The organism is Arthrobacter sp. Y-9, assembly GCF_029690065.1.
Lineage (GTDB): Bacteria > Actinomycetota > Actinomycetes > Actinomycetales > Micrococcaceae > Arthrobacter_E.
In genome coordinates this window covers 388,118-409,011 of record NZ_CP121463.1, presented here as the reverse complement: position 1 = coordinate 409,011, position 20,894 = coordinate 388,118, and the positions used below count along the sequence as shown (strand labels likewise).

18 protein-coding genes are annotated in these 20,894 nt (G+C 70.6%); 4 read left to right on the top strand and 14 right to left on the bottom strand.

The window, feature by feature from the left end; all coding sequences use genetic code 11:
* Positions 1-10 precede the first annotated feature (10 nt).
* The 5 genes from P9849_RS01760 to P9849_RS01740 all read right to left on the bottom strand — a co-directional run bounded on the left by P9849_RS01760 (position 11) and on the right by P9849_RS01740 (position 5,259).
* Positions 11-760, bottom strand: a complete 750-nt coding sequence (locus P9849_RS01760; protein WP_278268032.1) for a fumarylacetoacetate hydrolase family protein — start codon at positions 758-760, stop codon at positions 11-13.
* Positions 760-1,542 (bottom strand): SDR family oxidoreductase, encoded by a 783-nt coding sequence (locus tag P9849_RS01755; protein ID WP_278268031.1) that lies wholly within the window; start codon positions 1,540-1,542, stop codon positions 760-762. Before P9849_RS01755 ends, P9849_RS01760 begins: the two co-directional genes overlap by 1 nt.
* Positions 1,539-2,951: an MFS transporter gene (locus P9849_RS01750; protein WP_278268030.1), complete on the bottom strand. Its 1,413-nt coding sequence runs from the start codon at positions 2,949-2,951 to the stop codon at positions 1,539-1,541. The genes P9849_RS01755 and P9849_RS01750 overlap by 4 nt, the downstream gene beginning before the upstream one ends.
* A 389-nt stretch (positions 2,952-3,340) precedes the next feature.
* Positions 3,341-4,147: an IclR family transcriptional regulator gene (locus tag P9849_RS01745; RefSeq protein ID WP_278268029.1), complete on the bottom strand. Its 807-nt coding sequence runs from the start codon at positions 4,145-4,147 to the stop codon at positions 3,341-3,343.
* A 62-nt stretch (positions 4,148-4,209) separates the two neighbouring features.
* Positions 4,210-5,259, bottom strand: coding sequence for a D-2-hydroxyacid dehydrogenase (locus P9849_RS01740; RefSeq protein WP_278268028.1), 1,050 nt, complete (start codon positions 5,257-5,259; stop codon positions 4,210-4,212).
* A gap of 126 nt (positions 5,260-5,385) precedes the next feature.
* Between P9849_RS01740 and P9849_RS01735 the strand changes: the two genes are divergently transcribed.
* From P9849_RS01735 to hutG, 4 genes are all read left to right on the top strand, one after another.
* The gene (locus P9849_RS01735; protein WP_278268027.1) at positions 5,386-6,261 is read left to right on the top strand and encodes an NAD(P)-dependent oxidoreductase; all 876 of its coding nucleotides are present in this window, start codon (positions 5,386-5,388) and stop codon (positions 6,259-6,261) included.
* A 174-nt stretch (positions 6,262-6,435) separates the two neighbouring features.
* Entirely contained in the window at positions 6,436-7,320 is an 885-nt protein-coding gene (locus P9849_RS01730; protein WP_278268026.1) for a hypothetical protein, read from the top strand.
* A complete protein-coding gene (locus P9849_RS01725) occupies positions 7,321-7,674 on the top strand; it encodes a GntR family transcriptional regulator (RefSeq protein ID WP_278268025.1) in 354 nt (117 codons plus the stop codon).
* A 194-nt stretch (positions 7,675-7,868) separates the two neighbouring features.
* Positions 7,869-8,858 (top strand): formimidoylglutamase, encoded by a 990-nt coding sequence (gene hutG, locus P9849_RS01720; RefSeq protein ID WP_278268024.1) that lies wholly within the window; start codon positions 7,869-7,871, stop codon positions 8,856-8,858.
* On the opposite strand, the gene P9849_RS01715 is transcribed toward hutG, so the two are convergent.
* The 9 genes from P9849_RS01715 to P9849_RS01675 all read right to left on the bottom strand — a co-directional run bounded on the left by P9849_RS01715 (position 8,848) and on the right by P9849_RS01675 (position 20,848).
* On the bottom strand, positions 8,848-10,071 hold the full coding sequence (locus P9849_RS01715; protein ID WP_278268023.1) for a cation:proton antiporter: 1,224 nt from the start codon (positions 10,069-10,071) through the stop codon (positions 8,848-8,850). The two genes, hutG and P9849_RS01715, sit on opposite strands and share 11 nt — an antisense overlap.
* Positions 10,072-10,223: 152 nt before the next feature.
* The gene (locus tag P9849_RS01710) at positions 10,224-12,032 is read right to left on the bottom strand and encodes an alpha/beta fold hydrolase (RefSeq protein ID WP_278268022.1); all 1,809 of its coding nucleotides are present in this window, start codon (positions 12,030-12,032) and stop codon (positions 10,224-10,226) included.
* Positions 12,029-12,628 (bottom strand): TetR/AcrR family transcriptional regulator, encoded by a 600-nt coding sequence (locus P9849_RS01705; protein WP_278268021.1) that lies wholly within the window; start codon positions 12,626-12,628, stop codon positions 12,029-12,031. The genes P9849_RS01710 and P9849_RS01705 overlap by 4 nt, the downstream gene beginning before the upstream one ends.
* 185 nt (positions 12,629-12,813) lie before the next feature.
* Positions 12,814-14,403 (bottom strand): histidine ammonia-lyase, encoded by a 1,590-nt coding sequence (gene hutH, locus P9849_RS01700; RefSeq protein ID WP_278268020.1) that lies wholly within the window; start codon positions 14,401-14,403, stop codon positions 12,814-12,816.
* A 106-nt stretch (positions 14,404-14,509) separates the two neighbouring features.
* Entirely contained in the window at positions 14,510-16,237 is a 1,728-nt protein-coding gene (locus P9849_RS01695; RefSeq protein WP_107003914.1) for a urocanate hydratase, read from the bottom strand.
* Between the two features lie 242 nt (positions 16,238-16,479).
* A complete protein-coding gene (locus P9849_RS01690) occupies positions 16,480-17,436 on the bottom strand; it encodes a nucleoside hydrolase (protein ID WP_278268019.1) in 957 nt (318 codons plus the stop codon).
* A gap of 72 nt (positions 17,437-17,508) precedes the next feature.
* Complete coding sequence (locus P9849_RS01685) at positions 17,509-18,447, bottom strand: ribokinase (RefSeq protein ID WP_278268018.1); 939 nt, start codon at positions 18,445-18,447, stop codon at positions 17,509-17,511.
* Complete coding sequence (locus tag P9849_RS01680; protein ID WP_278268017.1) at positions 18,444-19,865, bottom strand: MFS transporter; 1,422 nt, start codon at positions 19,863-19,865, stop codon at positions 18,444-18,446. The genes P9849_RS01685 and P9849_RS01680 overlap by 4 nt, the downstream gene beginning before the upstream one ends.
* Positions 19,862-20,848, bottom strand: a complete 987-nt coding sequence (locus P9849_RS01675; protein WP_278268016.1) for a nucleoside hydrolase — start codon at positions 20,846-20,848, stop codon at positions 19,862-19,864. Before P9849_RS01675 ends, P9849_RS01680 begins: the two co-directional genes overlap by 4 nt.
* Positions 20,849-20,894: the final 46 nt, after the last annotated feature.

Sequence of the window (20,894 nt, the reverse complement as noted above, 5' to 3'; positions counted from 1 at the left end):
CGGCAGGGACTCAGCTGGTCGGGGTGGTCAGGACCATGCCCGCCACCTCGATCTCCACGAACGCCCCCGGCTCCACCCTGAAGTTGGAACGCGGGGCGCCCGTCATGATCACGTCGCCCGGGCCGAGCCGCAGCCAGTGGGTCACGTAGACGAGGCACTCCCGGATCGAGGCGGGCAGGTCCCACGTTCCCGTGGACACCCTCTCCACCCCGTCGATCCGGACCGTCATCGGCACCTCGTCGATGCCGGCCTCGGTGTCGATCCACGGACCCAGCGGGGTGTACCCGGCGCCGCCCTTGCCTTCGAAGTTCCGGGGGTCCAGGACGGCGCGGTCCGGGCTGGACACGTCGTTCACGGCCGTCACGCCCAGCACGTACTCGTGGGCGTTCCCCGCCGTGAGGCCGTCGGTGTCCTTGCCGATGACGACGGCGATCTCCCCTTCGATCGCAGGCACCCCGGCGTCGCGGCGCAGTGCCACCGGGGCGCCGCTCGCCACGACGGTCCGAGGGCTCTTGAGCCAGGCCTGCACCGGACTGTGGTGCTCCGGGCCGTTCTGGGCGATGCCGATCACCAGGAGCGGTTCGCACGGGGGCAGGAAGTCCCCGGTCACCGTCCCACCGGGAAGGTCCGCGGGAGCCTCGCCGCGTGCGAAGGCGGCGAAGGGGTCCTCGACCGGCACCCAGGTGTCGCCCTCCGCGCGGACCCAGCGGGCCGCGCCGTCGTGCGGCGAAGACGGGGCGGCCAGGCGGGCGAGCCGCATCAGACGACCGCCGTCATGCCGCCGTCAACGAACAGCGTCTGGCCGTTGACGAAGTCGCTGGCGGAGCTCGCCAGGAAGACGAGCGCGCCCACGAGGTCCTTCGTGTCGCCCCAGCGGCCCGCAGGCGTGCGGCCACGGACCCAGGAGGAGAACTGCTCGTCGTCGACGAGTGCCTGCGTGAGTTCGGTGGCGAAGTAGCCCGGGGCTATCGCGTTGGCCTGGATGCCGAGCGGCGCGAGGTCCGCACAGAGACCCTTGGTCAGCATCACGATGGCGCCCTTGGTGGCCGAGTACGGCGCGATGCCCGGCCGTGCCAACTGACTCTGCACGCTGCCGATCTGGATGAGCTTGCCGCTCCCCCGCTCCACCATGCCGCGGCTGACGCGCCGGGACAGGTAGAACGCGCTGGAGAGGTTGGTCGCCAGCAGGGCGTCCCAGTCCTCGTCGCTGAACTCGCCGATCGGGGACCGGCGCTGGATGCCCGCGTTGTTCACGAGGATGTCCGGCGTGCCGAGATCCGCTTCCAGTGCGGCGATGCCGGCGTCGACGGCGGCGGCATCGGTCACGTCGAAGGTCACGCTGCGCGTCGTGGCGCCGGTGGCCGCGGCGATCTCCTGCGCGGCTCGGGCGGCCTTATCGGCGTCGCGTCCGTGGACGACCACGGTGGCGCCCGCCGCGGCGAGCCCCTCCGCGAGGGTCCGGCCGATGCCCTGGCTGGATCCGGTCACGAGGGCCGTCCGGCCCTCCAGGCTGAAAGCGGAGATTCCTGTGGGAGTGCTCATGCCTCCACCTTTACCAGGCGCTGCGTGGTGGCTTCCACACCGTCGCCGGCCTCGTTGCGGGAGACCTTGACGGCGTCGTCGGTGCGGAGGAGGTCACGGCGCAGCGTCTCGGGGACCAGGAACGTGGAGCAGGTGGTGATGAGGGCCAGGGTCGCCATGTACACGGCGAGCAGGAGCCAGTTCCCGTTGCTCACGGCGATGATGTAGGCGCCCAGCACACCGGCGAGGCCGCCGGCCAGGACCGCGGAGATCTCGCGGGCCATGGCCACACCCAGGTAGCGGTGCTTGTTGCCGAACAGCTCAGGGAGCATGGCGCACTGCGGGCCGAGCATGGTGTTCACGGCCACGCCGATGCCCACCGCGACGACGGCCACGGCGAGTGCGTGGTTGCCGAGGGACAGGAGCCACCAGGCCGGGAAGGAGTACAGCAGCATGAAGACGGCGCCGAAACGGTAGACCGTGCGGCGTCCGAAGCGGTCGGAGAGAACGCCGGCGAACGGCACGGAGAACACGCCGATGAGCGAACCGAGGGTGACGCCCCAGGCCAGGAGGCCTTTGTCCGCGTTCTTGCCGACCACGGAAACGAAGAAGCTCAGGGCCAGCGTCTGGAACATGTAGGAGCCGCCGTTCTCGGCCATGCGCAGGCCGATGCCCACGATCACGCCGGGCAGACCCTTGGTGAAGATCTCCTTGACGGGCTTGTCCTGGACCTGCTCGTGCTTCTCCAGCTCGACGAAGGTGGGGGTCTCACGGAGCTTGGTGCGGATGAGGATGGCGACGATGATCAGCACGAAGGACATCAGGAACGGCACGCGCCAGCCCCAGGTCATGAGCTGTTCCTTGGGCAGCAGCGAGATGGCGCTGAAGACCAGACCGGCGAGCAGCGTGCCCGCCTGGATGCCGATGAACGGCAGGGCGGAGAAGAAGCCGCGGCGCTTGACCGGCGCGTACTCGGCCATCAGGACGGTGGAACCCGCCTGCTCGGCGCCGGCGCCGAAGCCCTGCAGCAGGCGGAGCGTCACCAGCAGGATCGGGGCCCAGATGCCGATGGCGTTATACGTGGGCAGGAAACCGATGGCCGTGGAGGCGCCGCCCATGAGCAGGATCGTCACGACGAGAACCCACTTGCGGCCGAGCCGGTCGCCGAGTCGACCGAAGAACAGGCCGCCGAAGGGGCGGGCCAGGAAGCCGACGCCGTAGGTGGCGAACGCCGCGACGGTCGCCATGGCCGGATCACCCTGCGGGAAGAACAGCAGGTTGAAGATCAGGGCCGTGGACAGGCCGTAGAGGGCGAAATCGAAGTATTCGAGGGCGCTTCCGACGCTGGAGGCCAGGGTGGCGCGCTGGAGGTTCTTGGCGTACTCCGGGTCCGAAGACCCAGGATGCTGGACCGAGTCCTGAGTGGTCACTGCCATCTCCTTTGATTGGCTGAAACGTGGTTGCCGGCGCGTCGATGCGCTGCGGCCTGTGATCGAGATTACCAACCCTTTGAACCCGGTTCAATACTTTGAACAGAAATTGTGTGGTGGATGCCACAGAGGCGTTCGAAAAGGGGATGGTGGCGCGCGTCGGCGGCAGAGCGCCGGTGAGCACGACGACGGCGGGCGGCAGGGCGGGGAGCGGCGCGGCAGAGGGGGCGCCGTCGTCGTCGTGCCGGTCGATGCGGGGATGCGCCGGCGGATGCGCCGACCTCGCTACGAAACGGCCGAACTCGCGACGCCGGGTAGCGAGATCGGTCCTTCGACAGCGAGGTCAGCGGCCGGCGAGCAACCCACGAGTCGCGGATCCGCGGATCCGCCTACTTCCGGGCGGAGGCGCCCAGGGGGTTGGTCAGCCGTCGGGCGGCGTCCCGGAGGGCTTCCGCGACGCGTTCGATGTGCTCCGGGGTCGCCCGGGCCTCCTGGATCGCCACGCCGAGAGCCAGGGGCGGATCACCCGGAGCCCAGCCCTCGAGCGGCACCGCGACACCATACAGCCCCTGCATGCCCTCGCCCGGATCGAGGGCGTACCCCCGGGCCCGCGCGGCGGCAAGCTTCTCCAGGAGCTCCGGCATCTCCCGGACGCTGTTCTCGGAAGCGCGCGGGAACGGCACCTGATCGGCCATGATCTCCTCCACGCGGGAGTCGTCCATGACCATGAGCAGGGCATTGCCCGTGGCACTGAAGGCCGCGTGGATCCGGGAACCCAGCGGCGTGCCGAAACGGACCGTCCGGGAGCCCTCGTGCCGGGCCAGGTAGAGGGCGTCGTGGTCGTCCAGCATCGCCACCTGCACCACCTCGTGACGCAGGACTGGAGAGGCCTCGCAGACCGCGTAGAACTCGCGGATCTGGTTGAACTGCGCCGCGAAAGCCCCGCCCAGCTCCGCATTGCGCCGGCCCAGCTGGTACCCCGCGGGAACCCGCTGAATCATCCCGCCGTCCTCCAGCGCGAGGCACAGGTTCATGGTGGAGGACTTGGCGAGCCCGAGAGCCGTCGCGATCTCCGTCAGCGTCTGCGGACCGTCGGCCTCGGCGAGCACGCCCAGGATCTTCAGGCTGCGGGTGACGGCCGGCGCGGGATCGCGCGTCACGCGGTCCGGAACGTCGACGGCGACGGGTTCGGCCATGGAGGTCTCCCTTGAACGGTGGTCAGGACGCGATGGTCGGGGTGCTGATGCCGCGGGAACCCTCAGTAGAACTCCACGGTGTTGACCACATTACGCAATGGCCGCCCGTCCAGCAGCCGCGTGGCGTTCTCGGCGAAGAGGCGAGCGATCCGCTCCTCCTCCTTGGAGTTCAGCGCCGCGGTGTGCGGGCTGACGAGCACATCGTCGCGGCTCCACAGTGGGGATTCGGCCGGCAGGGGCTCCACCTCGAAGACGTCCAGGGCCGCGAAGGACACCCGGCCAGTGTCGAGGGCGGCCAGCAGGGCCTCCTCGTCGATGACCGTGCCACGGCCGACGTTGCTGACGATCGCGCCCGGCTTGATGTTCCCCAGGACCTCGTGACCCACCAGGTGATGCGTCTGTTCGGTGCCGGGGAGGGTGACGACCAGGGCGTCCGTCTCGGCCGCGGCCTGCGCCAGCTCCTCGACCGGGATGAGACGGTCCACGCCCTCGACGGGCTCGCCGCTGCGGGTGGTCCCCCAGACGGTCGCGCCCAGGGCCTTGAAGCGGCGGGCGCACTCGGCGCCGATCCCGCCGAGCCCGACCACGAGCACGGTCATCTCGTCGAGCTGCTTCATCTCCCAGCGGTCGCTCCACTCGCGGTCACGCTGCTGCGCCTGGAGGCGGGGCAGCGACTTGGCGCCCGCGAGGACGCCGAACACCGCGAATTCGGCGAGGGGGCCGCCGTGGACGCCGGCCGACGTCGTGAAGGTGATCCGCTCGAGCGCCTCGGACGGGAGGTCGGCCGCCTTGACCTGACTGCCGCCGCCGGCCGCGGTGGTGTGGACCCAGCGGAGGTCCGGGTTGGCGGCGACAGTGCGCGCCAGGGCGGCGGCGTCGACATCGGGGATGCCGAAGAGGAACTCGGCCGAGTCGACCAGCTGCTCGAAGGCGCGCTGCTCCTCGGCGGAGCGGACGTGATCGGGATCGCCGGACCAGTCGGCCGCGCCGCGCATGGGGTGGTACAGCTCGTGCTGCCGGACCACGTCGAGACGCGGCTCCAGACGCTCGATCAGCTGGCAGTGCTCTTCGGAGAGCGGGACCGCGACGACGGCGCGGGCTTTCTCAGACATGGTGTCCCCTTCTTTGCGGCAGTCCGGACGTCGCCCCGTGACGGGGCACACAACTTCTCCAAGGGTAACGCGAATTCAACCAGTTGAACACTGTTCGAAATATTGGATTTGCCTTAAGCTGGCCTCATGACCCACACGACACTCGGCATCATCGGGCTCGGCGCCATGGGGGCGCCCATGGCCCGGCACCTGCTCGACAGCCATGGAAGCCTGACGATCACCGCCCGTCGCCCCCAGCCGGACCTCGTGGAGGCCGGCGCCACGTGGGCGGAGACTCCGCGCGACCTGGCGGCCTCGGTCGACGCCCTCCTGGTCATGCTCCCAGATCTCCCCCAGCTGGAGAAAGTCCTGTCCGGCGAGGACGGACTCCTCGCCGGCGTCCGGGACAGCGGATTGCTGCTGCTGATCGGCTCCACCAGCTCCGCGACCGGCGTCCGGGCCCTCGCCGAGCGCCTGAGCGCGGAGACGGAGGGCCGCGTCCGCGTCGTCGACTGCCCCGTCTCCGGCGGCGAGGACGGCGCGAAGGCCGCCACGCTCTCGATCATGCTCGGCGGCGCCGACGACGACGCCACCCTGGCCACGGAGCTGCTCGCCCCCTGCGGCAACCCGGTGCACCTGGGGCCGCTCGGCGCGGGACAGGTCGCCAAGGCGTGCAATCAGATGGTCGTCTCCGCGACGATCCTCGCGCTCGGCGAAGCGACGGTCCTGGCCGACCGCTCGGGCATCGACCTCGACAAGATGTGGGGGCTGCTCGCCGGAGGGTACGCGGGGTCGCGACTGCTCGACTCCCGCCGCGAAAAGCTCGTCACCGGCGACGACTCCCCCTCCGGCGTCGCGAAGTACATGGTGAAGGACCTCGCCTCCGCCGCCGAGATCGCCGACGCGACCGGGACCCGCCCGGTCCTCCTGCCGACCCTGCGCGCGGCGTTCGACGAGATCGTGGAATCCGGGCTGGGCGACCAGGACATCGCGGTGAGCCGGAGGTTCGTCGCGGAGCGCTGACGCCGTCCACCTGAGTTGCGTGCTCAGTTGTTGCGGGTGTTCGGGCGCGGAACCCGCAACTACTGAGCACGCAACGTGTGAGGCAGGGCGGCACGGGCCGGAACGGCACTTGTATCTCCCGACTGGTACAACCACAATGGTCTTGTACCAGCCTGCGGATACAAGGGGGATGTCATGCCAGCGATTCTGGCCATCGGAGCGGTCCTGCTAATGTCCTTCAGCGGCAGCTTTCAACTGCGCTCCAGCCCGCTGAGTCCCACGTACGGCCGGCTCACGATCATGCTCGGCGAGTTCCTTCTGATCCTGGCGTCCGGCTTCGAATTCCACAACCAGCACCCCGAATGGCTCGGGCTTCCCCTCTTCATCGCTCCCGGCGCGGGACTCGCGATCGCCCTCGTGGTCTTCGGCATCGCCAGTAACGGGAGCCGTCCCACCATCCAGCCTGTGCGCTCGGCGAACCTCACCACCCGCACTGTCGGGAGCTATCTCTCCCGCTCCTCCCGGAGGAAACTCGCGCTCCTGACCGCCGGCGTCGTGGTGCTCGTGCTGATCGGAGGGCTCACGTCCAGCCCGGACGATTCCGGTTTCCACCGCGCGTTCAGCGTGCACAGCGCCGACCAGAGTGCCACGGCGAGTCCCTATCCCGGCTGGTTCTACGGCGTTCCGTTCCTCCTGACCGTGCCTGTGCTCGCGCTCGGGATCTGGGTGGCGCTGCGGCGGGTCAGGCTCCTTCCGGCGATCACGACCGACCCCGCGCGGGACGCCCGCTGGCGCACCTCCCTTGCCGAAGTGCTGCTCTCCACGGTGGAGATCGCGCTCTTGTGCGGGATGGCGGGCATGGTGTTCGGGTTCGCCACGGCCTTCACCCCGCTGGCATCGCTCAGCCAGGATCCCGTCCCTCTTTTCATCGTTCAGGCCGCCATCCGTGGGGCGGGCCTGGCCCTCGGCGTCTGGGCGGTCGTGCTGTTCATCCGCGCCGTCGTCCGCGTGTTCCGGTTCCGGGGCATGCTGGACGGCCGGGATTTCGCAGCGCCGATCCCCGCGAGCCGGGAGCGCTGAATGCTCATCACCATCGATGTCACGAGTCCCCTCCCCGTCTTCGAGCAGCTCCGGGAGCAGATCGCGGCCCAGATCATGCTCGGGGCGCTGCCCGTCGGCGAGCGCCTGCCTCCGATCCGGCAGCTCGCCTCCGACCTGGCCCTCTCCCCCGGCACCGTGGCCCGCAGCTACGCCGCCCTCGAGGCCGCGGGCATGATCGTGACGATGCGTGGCCAGGGCACCCGGGTCGCGCCGCGGGACCGGGTCGTCGACGACGGGCTGAACCGCGCCGCGGATGCGTTTCTCCAGGCCGGCCGGAAGTCCGGGCTGGGCCTCAACGAGCTGATCGCCCTGCTGCGGGCCCGGCACCGCTGAGACGCCCTTCACGGTTTGCGTGCTCAGTAGGTGCGGGTTCACGGCCGGAACACCCGCACCTACTGAGCACGCAAGTGGTGAGGGGGCGGCGCAGGGCCCGGCACCCGCGTCCGGCACACCCCTTGTCCGGGACCCCGGACAGGCTCCGCCGGGACCCTCTCGGCTTCCGGGCCCGAAACAGGTGGAATGGAACCATGACCCTGCGCGCACCCTCCATCGACGTCCCGCCCCAGCCCTGGACCGGCCGCCACGATGGCGACGGCCCCGAGCACGCCCGCCATTGGCAGCGCGTGCAGGCCCTGTCCGCCACGGCTGAGGCCGGCACCGCGGTCGGCGAGGCGGCGAGCACGGGGCGACCCGCCGTCGTCGTCGGGTTCGCGAGTGACGCCGGGGTGGCCCGCAACAAGGGCCGCGTCGGAGCCGCCGCGGGGGCCGCCGCGATCCGCGCCGCGCTCGGTCCGCTCGCCGTGCACGACGAGCGCGTGCTCGCCGACGCCGGGGATGTCCGCGTGGAGGGCGACCGGCTGGAGGACGGGCAGGCGCGGTTCGGCGCCGCGGTCGCGCAGCTGATCGACGACGGCGCGCTGACGGTCGGCCTCGGCGGTGGCCATGAGATCGCGTACGCCAGCTACCGGGGCGTCGCCGGGAGCGCGAAGGTCACCGGCGGTGCGCGCTGGGGCGTGCTGAACCTGGACGCGCACTTCGACCTCCGGGATGAGGAGAACCCCAGCTCCGGCACCCCGTTCCTGCAGATGGCCCACGAGGAGAAGGCCCTGGGCCGGGAACTGCACTACGCCGTGCTGGGCATCAGCCGGCCGAACAACACCCGCGTGCTCTTCGACGAAGCCGAGAGTCTCGGCGTGACGTACCTCCTCGACGAGGACTGCTCACGGGAGGCGGCGGAGGCTTTCGTCCGTGAGTTCGTGGACGGCCTGGACGTCGTCTATCTGACGATCGACCTGGACGTGCTGCCCGCCGCCGTCGCGCCCGGAGTCAGCGCCCCCGCCGCCTACGGGGTGCCGCTGGAGATCATCAACGCCGTCTGCCGTCAGGTCGCGGCGAGCGGGAAGCTCCTGCATGTGGACGTCGCCGAGCTGAACCCCGGTTTCGACATCGACGGCCGCACCGCGAAGGTCGCCGCACGCCTCCTCGACACCATCCTGGGCGCCGCGCTCAAGGGCTGACGTCACCCGTCGGCGGTGGGACGTCACCCGCCTGCGGTGGCGACGACGGCGACGTGGTGGCGGGGCGGCTCGCGTCGTCCTCCGCCACCGTGAAGTTCCTCGCCGCGAACGCCCCGGACACCGTCGTGGCGGCAATGGTCAGGAGCGCCCCGAGGATCAGGGCACTCGCCTCTCCGGGCGCGAGCAGGTGGTTCTGCGTGCCGATGGTCGCGGCGGCCACGGGAACCCCGAGCTGCGCGCAGGCCAGGACGGCGAGCGGCAGCGGCGCACCGAGGAACCGCCTGACCGCATGGCTCAGGACCGCCCCGAGGCCCAGTGCGACGCCCAGCCCGATCATCGCCGGATTCACCGCCAGCTCCCGCATGTTGAGCGACGCCCCGAGCCACACGAAGAACAGCGGGCCCAGGAATCCTTCGGTGATCGCGAAGAGCTGCCGCGCCAGCCGCCGCGGCTCCCCCACCGCGGACACCGCCAGGCCGAAACTGAACCCGGCGAGCATGATCGAGACGTGCGTCAGCGTGGCGAGGGCCGCGAGGGCGAACAGCACCGCCAGCTGCACCCTCAGCTCGACCGCGAACAGCCGGTCCTCGGACACCGTGTGGATGCGGCGCCGGATCCCGCTCCGCTCCCCCTGCCGCAGGACGAAGAACAGCACGACGGCGCACGCCCCCACCGCGAGCGCGCCCAGCGCCGCGCGTGGTGCGTGAGCCGGGTCGATGGCCAGCGGCAGCGCCACGATGGCCGCCGTGTCCGCGAGGGCGACGGCCGCGATCGTCTGGAGCACCTGGGGACCTCCGAGCCGCAGTCCGTCCACGATCGGCAGGACCAGCGCCGCCGAACTCGAGGCCAGCAGAACGGCGTACAGCGGGGCGTGGGCGAGTCCGAAAAGCGCGGCGATGCCGAGCCCCAGGAGCACCGACACCACCACCGTCACCCCGAAACGGATGGCGCCCCGGCCCAGAGCGCTGCGGATCCGGGCGTCCCGGACCGGGACATGCGTGCCGGCCACGAACATGATGAGCGCGAATCCCAGATCCGCGAGGAACGTGAAGGTCTCATCCGAGGCGTCGACCAGCCCGAAGCCCGTCCGCCCGATCACCAGGCCGGCCACGAGCTCCCCGAGCACGAGGGGCAGATGCCATTTCCGGGGCAGCGCGAGGAGCGGGCCGAGCAGGGCCACGAGCACCACCAGCGACAACGCAGGAAATCCCATGGGGCAACTGTAGGCCGCCGGACTCGCCGCTGCGCCGAAACAGTGGGTTCCCGCCGAAACCGTGTGTTCTGCTCACTGTTTCGACGGAAATCCACTGTTTCGGCGGAGCCAGGGAGGGTGTCGAGTCCGATGGCGGGCGGGCCGGGCGGTCGTCAGACCCTCGTGCCCCGTGCCACCGCACCCTGCAGCAGCCCGGTCAGGACGTCCGCGTGGGTCAGCTGCGGGTGGTGTCCGGCGCCCGGGATCGTGATCAGCTCGACGTCGCCCCGCGCCTCGAGTTCCTCCACCGCCGCGGGAGCGAGCGGATCCTCGCTGCCCGTGATGATGCGGACCGGACCCGTGTACCGTCCCAGCGCGTCCCGGAGTTCGGTGCGCCAGCGCTTCGATCCGGCGCGGACGAGCTGCGAGGCCACGTGCGGAGCCGTGCCTCTCTTGAGGTCGCTGACACTGGATTCCAGAGCCGCGGCACTCGCATCCGCCCCGGTCAGACGGCGCGACAGCTTCACCGCGTCGGTCCGCCGCAGGTACGCGCTCACGAATGGCCTCAGGATGCCCGGCAAGCCGCCCGGGGCCTGGAGGAAGAACGGCGCGACCAGCGTGAGGGACCGGACCCGCTCGGGGAACCGCGCTGCGGCGATCACGGCGGCACCCGCGCCGATCGAGTGGCCGACGAGGTCGACGTCGTCGCCGCAGAGCAGTGCCGGCAGCCACTCGTCCCAGTCCTGGACGCCGGTCCCACCGCTGAGGCCGAGGCCGGGCAGGTCGACGGCCCGGGCGCCGCTGCCCGCGGCGACTCCCGCCCAGGTGTCGGCGTTGACCGGCAGACCGGGCAGGATCACGCGGGAGGCCTCGGGGTCACCGAGCTCGAAGGTGCGCACGCCGGCGACGTCCACGAAGCGCCGGTCGCCGCCCTTCGCGGCGCCGAAGCGATGCGCTGCCAGGTAGTCGACCCACCGGTCGAGGGAGAGCAGAACGTCGGGCATCGGAATGCCGTGCCTCGCGGCGAGTTCGACGGCGGGTCCGGTCGGGTAGCGGTCCGAGGACAGGAAGCCGAGCGTCTCGGGGTCAGCCTTGGTGATCCACGCCGGGAGCCGCTTGATGACGCCGACCGGGACCTGCAGGCGCGGGACTTTCGCGCCCAGCCGCCTGCCGGCACGGGTGAGCAGTTCCCTCAGGGACGGGGTGGCGTCGTCGAGAACCCAGAAGGCCCGGTCCACGGCCTCGGGATCGACAGCGGCCGCCGCCATGAAGGACGCCATGTAATCGACCGTCAGGACCGGGAGGAACGTCGAGTCACCGGCGGGGAGTGCCGCCGCGGTGCCGTCCCAGATCTGTTCGATGGTCTTCGTCATGCCGATGTACTGCTCGGTCTCCCCGGTCGAGCTGTCGCCGATCACGGTGGCCGGGTTGATGATCGTCCAGGGCACGCGTCGCTCGAGCGCCCGGGCCTGGAAGACGGCGTCGGATTCCACCTTGGAGGCCTCGTAGCCGCCGAGTTCCTTGTACACCGCCACGCGATGCTCCTCGGACCACGGAACGGCCGTGGGGTCCTGACCGCCGACGCGGTACCCCGAGATGTAGACGAGTCGCTGCAGCTTCGGAAGGTCCGCGGCGAAGTCGACGACCTTCTCGGCGATGCCGACGTTCGCGCTGCGGGCCTCCTCGGCGGACATGCCGAAGCGGAATGCACCGGCACAGCAGTGGATCTCGGTGATGTGGGGCAACGCGGCCGGTCCGCCGGCGATGATCCCCGGGGCGTCGAAGTCGGCGATCACCGTGCCGACCTGCTGCGTCAGACCGTGGTCCGCGAGCCACCGCCGGACCCGTTCCGCCGACGCCTCGCTCCGGACCGCAGCCGTGACGTTGGCGCCGGCCTGCGCGAGGGTGAGGACCAGGTGGCGGCCGATCAGGCCGGAGGCGCCGAAGACGAGGGCCTGGCGGGATGCTCCATGCGAGCTCATCGTGCACCTCCTGCGGCCTGGAGACGCTGGGTGATGAGCTCGGCCACGATGTCGGCGGCCGTGAGCAGGGGCTGAACGCTCCGGGTCGCGCGAGAGACGATCACCGCCCCCTCCGTGGTCGAGACGACGACGGTCGCGAGCGCGCGGGCCGCCTCGGCGTTGAGACCTCCGGATTCAAAGAGGGCGGCCGTGGGGGCGATCCACGACTCGAAGGCGGTGGCGCACGCTTCGCGGAGCCGTTCACTGTCCGCGCCCATTTCGAGGGTCACCACGGAGACGGGGCATCCCAGGCGGAAGTCGCTCTCGCCGACGATGGCGGCGAGAGCCTCGATCGCGGTGCGGGCGGCGTCGGCGGGGCCACCCGCGGTGGCGGCGGCTTCGGCGATGAGCGTCCCGAACTGCGTCGCGGCGAGTTCGATCGCAGCGACGCCGAGGCCTTCCTTGCCGTCGGGGAAGTGGAAGTAGACCGAGCCCTTGGGCGCCGCGGCATGTTCGGCGACGGCGTTCAGACCCGTGCCGCTGTAGCCGCTGGTCTGGATGAGTTCGAGCATCGACTCCGCGAGCCGGGTCTTGGTGAGGGTTCCTTTGGATGGCATTGAAAAATAATAGACCAGTCTATATATTTTTCGCAATCACGGGTTCCGAGGGCCCACGCGATCCATCCGAAGGCCCGTTAAACACCGAAACAGCGGGTTTCCGTCGAAACAGTGCGCACAACACACTGTTTCGACGGAAACCCGCTGTCTCAGCAGGCGGATCGGGTGACCCCGGTGACCCGGGATCAGGCGAGCGGGCCCACGGCCTTCTCGGCGGCGTCGCGCACGGCGCCGGCGCCCACGAGCTTGTCCGCGGCTTCCAGTTCCGGCGAGAGGAAGCGGTCGGTGCCCGGGCCCTCGACGACGGCGCGCAGCACCTCGAGCACGGCGGCGCCGGCCGGGCCGGGGGTCAGCTCGCCGTCGGAGAGCTGGGTGCGGATGTCGAGGGCGCGGCAGCTGGTCACCAGTTCGATCGCCAGGACGCGGCGGAGGTTCTCGATGGCCTTGCGCAGCTTGCGGGCGGCGTGCCAGCCCATGGACACGTGGTCCTCCTGCATGGCGGAGCTCGGGATGGAGTCCACCGAGGCCGGGACGGCCAGGCGCTTGTTGTCCGAGACCAGACCGGCCTGGGTGTACTGGGCGATCATGAGGCCGGAGTCCACCCCGGGGTCACCGGCCAGGAAAGCGGGCAGGCCGTGGGAGCGGGCCGGGTCCAGCATGCGATCGGTGCGGCGCTCGGCGATGGAGGACAGGTCCGCCACGGCGATGGACAGGAAGTCCAGCACGTACGCCACCGGAGCGCCGTGGAAGTTGCCGTTCGAGGAGACGCGGCCGTCGGGCAGGACGACCGGGTTGTCGATCGCGGCGGCCAGCTCGCGGGTGGCGACCAGCTCGGCGTGGGTCACGGTGTCGCGGACGGCGCCGGCCACCTGCGGGGCGCAGCGCAGCGAGTAGGCGTCCTGCACGCGGGAGTCGCCCACCTTGTGGGAGGCGACGATCGGCGAATCGGAGAGGACCCGCAGCATGTTGTCGGCGCTGGCGGCCTGGCCCGGGTGAGGACGCAGGGCGGCGTGCAGCTCCGGCAGGAACACCTGGTCCGTGCCGAGCAGGGCCTCGACGCTGAGCGCGGCGGTGATGTCCGCCGTCGTCATCAGAGTGCGCAGGTCGGCGATGGCCATGAGCAGCATGCCGAGCATGCCCTCGGTACCGTTGACGAGGGCCAGGCCCTCCTTCTCGGCGAGCGTGACCGGCTCGATGCCGTGCTCCGCGAGCAGTTCCGCGACGGTCGGGCGACCGGCGACGCCGTAGAGCTCGCCGTCGGGCCCGAAGGCCTCGCCTTCACCCATGACCACGAGGGCGCAGTGCGAGAGCGGGGCGAGGTCGCCGGAGCAGCCAAGCGAGCCGAACTCGCGCACGAGCGGGGTGATGCCGGCGTTGAGGACCTTCACGAAGGTCTCGAGGACCTCGGCGCGGACGCCGGTGCGGCCGGAGGCCATGGTCTTGGCGCGCAGGAACATGATGGCGCGGATGACTTCGCGCTCGACGGCGGGGCCCATGCCGGCGGCGTGGCTGCGGATCAGCGACTTCTGCAGCTGGGTGCGCAGCTCGTTCGGGATGTGGCGGTTGGCCAGGGCGCCGAAGCCGGTGGAGATGCCGTACGCGGGGGTCTCGCTGACGGCGAGCTCGTCGATGTGGGCGCGGACCTTGGCGACGTTGTCCAGGGCCTCCTGCGAAATGGTGATCTGGGCGCCGTGGCGCGCGACGGCGAGCACGTCCTCGGCGGTCACGCCGCTGGAGTTGAGGACGACGGTGGTCTCGGAAGTGGTGAGGGTCATGGGAGGTCTCTGTTCCTTAGAAGAATCGACTGCTCCGTGGTTGTCGTTTTGAACCCTCAAAACGACAACCACGGAGCAATGGATGGGAAGTGGTCAGGCCTGGGCGTCAGCCCTGCATCGGGATCCGGACGCCACGCTCGGCGGCGACCTCGATGGCGCGCTCGTAGCCGGCGTCGACGTGGCGGATGACGCCCATGCCCGGGTCGTTGGTGAGGAGGGCGGTCAGCTTGGCGGCGGCCAGCTCGGTGCCGTCGGCCACGGAGACCTGGCCGGTGTGGATGGAGCGGCCGATGCCCACGCCGCCACCGTGGTGGATGGAGACCCAGGTCGCGCCGGAGGAGGCGGCGGTCAGGGCGTTCAGGAGCGGCCAGTCGGCGATCGCGTCCGAACCGTCCTTCATGGCCTCGGTCTCGCGGTACGGGGAGGCCACCGAGCCCGAGTCGAGGTGGTCACGGCCGATGACGATCGGGGCCTTGACCTTGCCCTCGGCGACCAGCTTGTTGAAGAGCAGGCCGGCCTGGTGACGCTCGCCGTACCCGAGCCAGCAGATGCGGGCCGGGAGGCCTTCGAACTCCACCCGCTCCTGCGCGGCGTCGATCCACTTGTGGAGGTGCTTGTTCTCCGGGAAGAGCTCCTTGATGGCCTCGTCGGTGACGCGGATGTCCTCGGGGTCACCGGAGAGAGCCACCCAGCGGAACGGGCCGAGGCCTTCGCAGAAGAGCGGGCGGATGTACGCCGGGACGAAGCCGGGGAACTCGAAGGCGCGCTCGTAGCCGCCCTTGCGGGCCTCGTCGCGGATGGAGTTGCCGTAGTCGAACACCTCGGCGCCGGCGTCCTGGAACTCGACCATCGCCTGGACGTGACGGGCCATGGAGACCTGGGCCTTCTTGGTGAAGCCTTCGGGGTCGCCCTCGGCCTCGCGCTTCCACTCGTCCACGGTGATGCCCTCGGGCAGGTAGGACAGCGGGTCGTGCGCGGAGGTCTGGTCGGTCACGACGTCGACGACGAACTCGCCGGCCTGGTGACGGCGCAGGATCTCCGGGAACACCTCGGCGGCGTTGCCCACGTAACCGACGGACCAGCCGCGGCGCTCCTCCTTGGCCTTGAGGACCTTGGCGATGGCGGTGTCCAGATCGGTCTCCACCTCGTCGAGGTAGCGCTTGCCGACGCGGCGGCGCAGGCGGGACTCGTCGACGTCGACGATCAGGCAGGCGCCGTCGTTCAGCGTGACGGCGAGCGGCTGAGCGCCGCCCATGCCGCCGCAGCCGCCGGTCAGGGTGAAGGTGCCGGCCAGCGGACCCTCGTGCTCGCGGCCCTCGCCCTGGCCGCCGTCGGCGCGGCCTTCGGCGATGAGCTTGTTGCCGAGGGCGGCGAAGGTCTCGTAGGTGCCCTGGAGGATGCCCTGGGTGCCGATGTAGATCCAGGAGCCGGCGGTCATCTGGCCGTACATCATGAGGCCCTCGGCCTCGAGGCGGCGGAACTCCGGCCAGGTGGCCCAGTCGCCCACCAGGTTGGAGTTGGCGATGAGCACGCGCGGGGCCCACTTGTTGGTGCGGAAGACGCCCACCGGCTTGCCGGACTGGACCAGAAGGGTCTCGTCCTCTTCCATGTCCTTGAGCGTTTCCGTGATGGCGTCGAACGCCTTCCAGGAACGGGCGGCGCGGCCGGTGCCGCCGTAGACCACGAGGTCCTCGGGGTGCTCGGCGACCTCCGGGTCCAGGTTGTTCATGAGCATGCGCAGGGGCGCTTCGGTCTGCCAGCTCTTGGCGGAGATCTCGGTGCCGCGAGGCGCCTTGACCGGGCGGGTTCCGGTGGTGAAATCGGCGGGTGCCATGGTGACTCCTTGTGTGGCCAGTGGTTCGGGGCACCTCGCCGGGGGGCGTCGTTGCCGTTCCGGGTGCGGTGCTGTGCTTCCCTTCAATGACACCGCACTCCGCGCCTTGTCACGAGAGGCTTTCCGGGGGTCTTGTCCGGGATTCCGGACACGGCGCCTCCGGGTGGCGATCCCCCGTTAAACGGTCATTCCCCGCCGCCGCAGCGCCGGAGAATGACCGTTCAACCGGGGAAACCGGGACGTCAGAACGCCCGGAGGATCCCGTCGACCAGCGCGTCGGGGAAGCCCGGCTCCGCCTCGAGCACCACGCGGCACGTGGCGCCGTCCTGGTCGCCGTCGCCGCGGTAGCGTCCGCGCAGGTCACAGACGGTGGCGCCGCGTGCGGGGCCCTGCCCGGTCTCGACGGCGACCCGCACCACCGGACCGAGCGTCACTGCCACCTCGCCCAGGGCGATGGCCGCGGCAAGGGGGTCGTGCATGGCGGACGAGGGGCGTCCGAAGATCCCACGGTAGAACTCGAAGTAGTGCTCGAGCATGCGGGCCAGGGTTTCGGGGACGGCCTTGCCGGACTCGAGCAGCCGGCGCCGGTGGTCCTCCTCCATGACCTCGGTCATCGTCACGTCGAGCGGCACCAGCGTCACGGGCCACGGCGCCGCGAGGACCTCCGCGGCAGCCTCGGGGTCGTGGAAGATGTTCGCCTCGGCCGCCGCGGTAATGTTGCCGGGGGCCAGCGCCGCACCGCCCATGATGGTCACGTGCGCCACCAGCTCCGGCAGACGCGGCTCCCGGCGGAGCGCCTCCGCAAGATTCGTCAGGGGCGCGACGGCGATGACGTGCAGCTTCCCCTCCTGCTCCCGCGCCAGCCGGATCAGCATGTCCGCCGCGGATTCCGCCTCCGGCTCACGGTCCGCACGCGGCAGCTCGACCCCGCCGAGGCCGTTGTCCCCGTGCACGTGCGGCGATCCCCCGCCGTAGGCGACCGTCTGGAAATCGTGGCAGCCGACGGCGACCGGGATGTCCGGACGGCCCGCCAGCGCGAGCAGATCCAGCGTGTTCCGGGCGCACTGCGCGGCGTCGCTGTTGCCGCTCACCGTCCCGACACCCAGCAGCTCCGCCCGCGGCGAGGCGAGCAGATGCGCGATCGCCAGGGCGTCGTCGATGCCGGTGTCGCAGTCGAGATAGACGGGGATCGTGTCCATGAGGAGCCTTTCGGTGCTGTTCAGAAAGCCAGTGCGGTTCAGGAGCCGACGCGGTTCAGAAACCGGTGCCGCTCAGCGGTCCCGGAGCGCGACGACGTCGGCGTCCGTGCCGTAGGAGGCCTGGGCGCCACGGCCGGTGGCGGCGTGCGCCGCGGCGACCGAGGCGTAACGGGCCGCCTCCACGAGGGAGTCCCCTGCGGCGAGCCGCGTGGCGAGTCCTCCGGTGAACGCGTCGCCCGAACCGGTGGTGTCCACCGGGTCGATGCGCGTGGCGGCGATCCGCTCGATCGCGGCCTCATCCCCGGAACCTGCGCCGTCCAGCACCACGACGCCCTGCGCGCCCAGCGTCACCAGGACCCGGCGGAACCCGGCCTCGGCGAAGGCCGCGGCCACGGCGGCCCAGTCCTCCCCCTCGGCCGCGGGAGCCTCACGGCCCAGGAGCTGACCGGCCTCGTGGGCGTTGACGAGCAGGATGTCCGTGGCCGCCACGAGGTCCGCGGGGATCGGGGCGAACGGGGACAGATTCAGGATGACCGAGGCGCCTGCCGCGCGGCCCGCCTGCGCTGCCGCGAGGACGGTCTCCTGCGAGACCTCGAGGCACAGGCAGACGGCCGCGGCGCCGTCGAACACCGAGGAGGCCTGCTCGACGTCCTGCGGGGACAGCTCTCCGTTGGCGCCGGCCACGATCACGATGCTGTTCTCGCCCTGCGCGTCCACGGTGATCCCCGCGACGCCGGTCGGCACGCCGTCGATCCGGCGCACCGCCGCGACGTCCACGCCGGAGTTCCGGGCGGAGTCGAGGAGCATGGCGCCGTTGGCGTCGTCACCCACGGCCCCGATCAGCCGGACGTCGGCCCCGAGGCGCGCCGCGGCGACGGCCTGATTGGCGCTCTTGCCGCCCGGCTGGATGACGAAGTCCGTGCCGAGCACGGTCTCCCCCGGCAGCGGCATCCGCTCGGCGTACAGGGTCAGGTCCGCGTTGAGGGACCCGACCACGACCACATGACTCACTGCTGCACCTCTGCTTCTGCGGGACGGGGGATGAGGAAGGAGACGGCGAACGCGGCCACCGTGATGACCAGGCCCGTGAGCACCACCGTGAGGTAGGACAGCTTCGGGTCGGCCAGGGACTGCGTCGCCTGAAGCACGGCGGGCAGGACCAGGAAGCTCAGACCGGCGCCGAGGTTGAAGGCGCCGGCGTTCATGCCGGGCAGGAAGCCGGGGTTGCTCTGCGGGGAGAGCACGACTCCGAGGCCGTTGAGCATGATGTTCACGGTGCCAGCGTAGGCGATGCCGAGCAGCGCGGTCGCGATGATCATGACCGGCAGGCTGCCGAGTCCGAAGAACGCGATGACGGCCAGGGCGACGAGGCTGCCGCCCATGCCCAGGTGCAGTGTGCGGCGGTAGCCGATCACCGGGGCGAGACGGCCGCTGAAGGGTCCGACCAGCCAGCCGAGCAGGGCGTACGGCGTGAGGATCATGAGGGACATCTCGGTCGGGCCGACGGAGAAGCCCGGGGATGCGGCCTGGACGAACGCCGGGACGATGCCATTGATGACGGCGAAGATGCCGGTCATGGTCAGGGTGGTGGTCAGCAGCAGGGCCCACATGGAGCGCTGGCGCAGGTGGGCGATCTCCACCATCGGCTGGGCGGTGCGCTTCTCCACCGTCCAGAAGCCGATGAAGGCGGCCACGCCCACCAGGGCAAGGACGATCGAGAAGGTGAGGGTGCCGGCGTCGAATGCGGAGACCAGTCCGGCGGCGCTGTTGAGCGCCGTCAGCACGGCGCCGACCGCCACGACGATGAAGAACACGCCGGCCCAGTCCATGCGGGTGCCCTCCTGGGGCTTGGACTCCGGGGCCAGGAAGAGGACGAGCACGGCGGCCACGACGGCCAGCGCGGTCATGATCCAGAAGAGGCTGCGGAAGCCGTAATGCTCGGTGAAGAAGCCGCCCACGAAGGAGTCGACGCCGGCCACGCCGCCGTTGACCGCCGTGATGAGACCCATGAGGGAGCCGTAGCGGCGCGGGTCCTCGACGGCGGAGCGCAGCATGAGCAGGCAGAGCGGCACCGTGGGGCCGGAGACGCCCTGGATGATGCGGCCCACGAAGACCCAGCTGACGTCCGGGGCGACGGCGGCGATGACCGAGCCGATCGCCATGAGGGCCATCATGCCCACCAGGACGCGTTTGCGGCCCACGATGTCACTGAGGCGCGGCAGGAACAGGGAGAACAGCGCCGCGGCGGTGAAGAACCAGGTCTGGCTGAGACCGATCGTGGCCTGGTCCGTGTGCAGTTCGTGTTCCATGGACACCAGCGCGGGGCTGAGCATGGAGGCGTTGAGCTGGAAGGCGATGCAGGCGGTCAGCAGCGCGGCGGTCAGGACGCCGACGCCGGGCCCGGACTTGGTGGCGGTGGTGGTGCTCATGCCGCGGCTCCTGCCTGCTCGGGCTCACCGATCGCCTGAATGGCGTCGATGACGAGGTTCCAGAACTTCTCGCGGTCCAGGTCCACAGCCACGGAGGTCGTGCAGTCGTCCGGCGCGGGGGCGCGGAAGTCGGCGACGGTCATGCCGAGGGTCAGCGTGCCGTTGAGTTCGATGTCCACGGGGACGCGCTGCGTCGTCATGACGGTCGGGTCGATGACGTAGGCGACGGCACACGGATCGTGGACGGGCGGGAAGTCGAAGCCCTGCGCGTCCTTGTAGGTGGCGGCGAAGAAGTCCATCAGCTCGACGACGAACTGCGCGGGCTTGGTGCCGATCGCGGCGATGCGCTCGACGACGTCCGGGGTGGCCAGGGCCTGGTGGGTCAGGTCGAGGCCGACCATGACGACGGGCCAGGACTCGTTGAAGACGATGTGGGCGGCCTCGGGGTCGATCTTGATGTTGAACTCGGCCACGGCGCTCCAGTTGCCGACGTGGTAGCCGCCGCCCATGAGGACGACCTCGCGGACGCGCTCCACGATGCGGGGTTCCTTGCGGGCCGCCAGGGCGATGTTGGTCAGACCGGCCGTCGGCACCAGGGTCACGGTGCCGGGTTCGTGGGCCATGACCGTGTCGATGATGAGGTCCACCGCGTGCCGCTCGTCCAGGCCGAAGGCGGGCTCCGGCAGGGCGGGGCCGTCCAGGCCGCTCTCGCCGTGGATGTCCGGCGCGGTCTCGATGGTGCGGACCAGCGGGCGGGCACAGCCGGCGGCGAACGGGACGCCCGTGATGCCCGCGATCGTCGCGACCGACAGGGCGTTGCGGGTCACCTTCTCCAGGGTCTGGTTGCCCACCACGGTGGTCACCGCCAGGAGGTCGATGTCCGGATTGCCGTGCGCCAGGAGCATGGCGACGGCGTCGTCATGGCCCGGGTCGCAGTCCAGGATGATCTTGCGGGGGCTGTTGTCTGCGGTGACAAGAGGCATGGTTGCTCCACGTCGTCGGGGGCGGGCCGCCAGGGGTGGCGGCAAG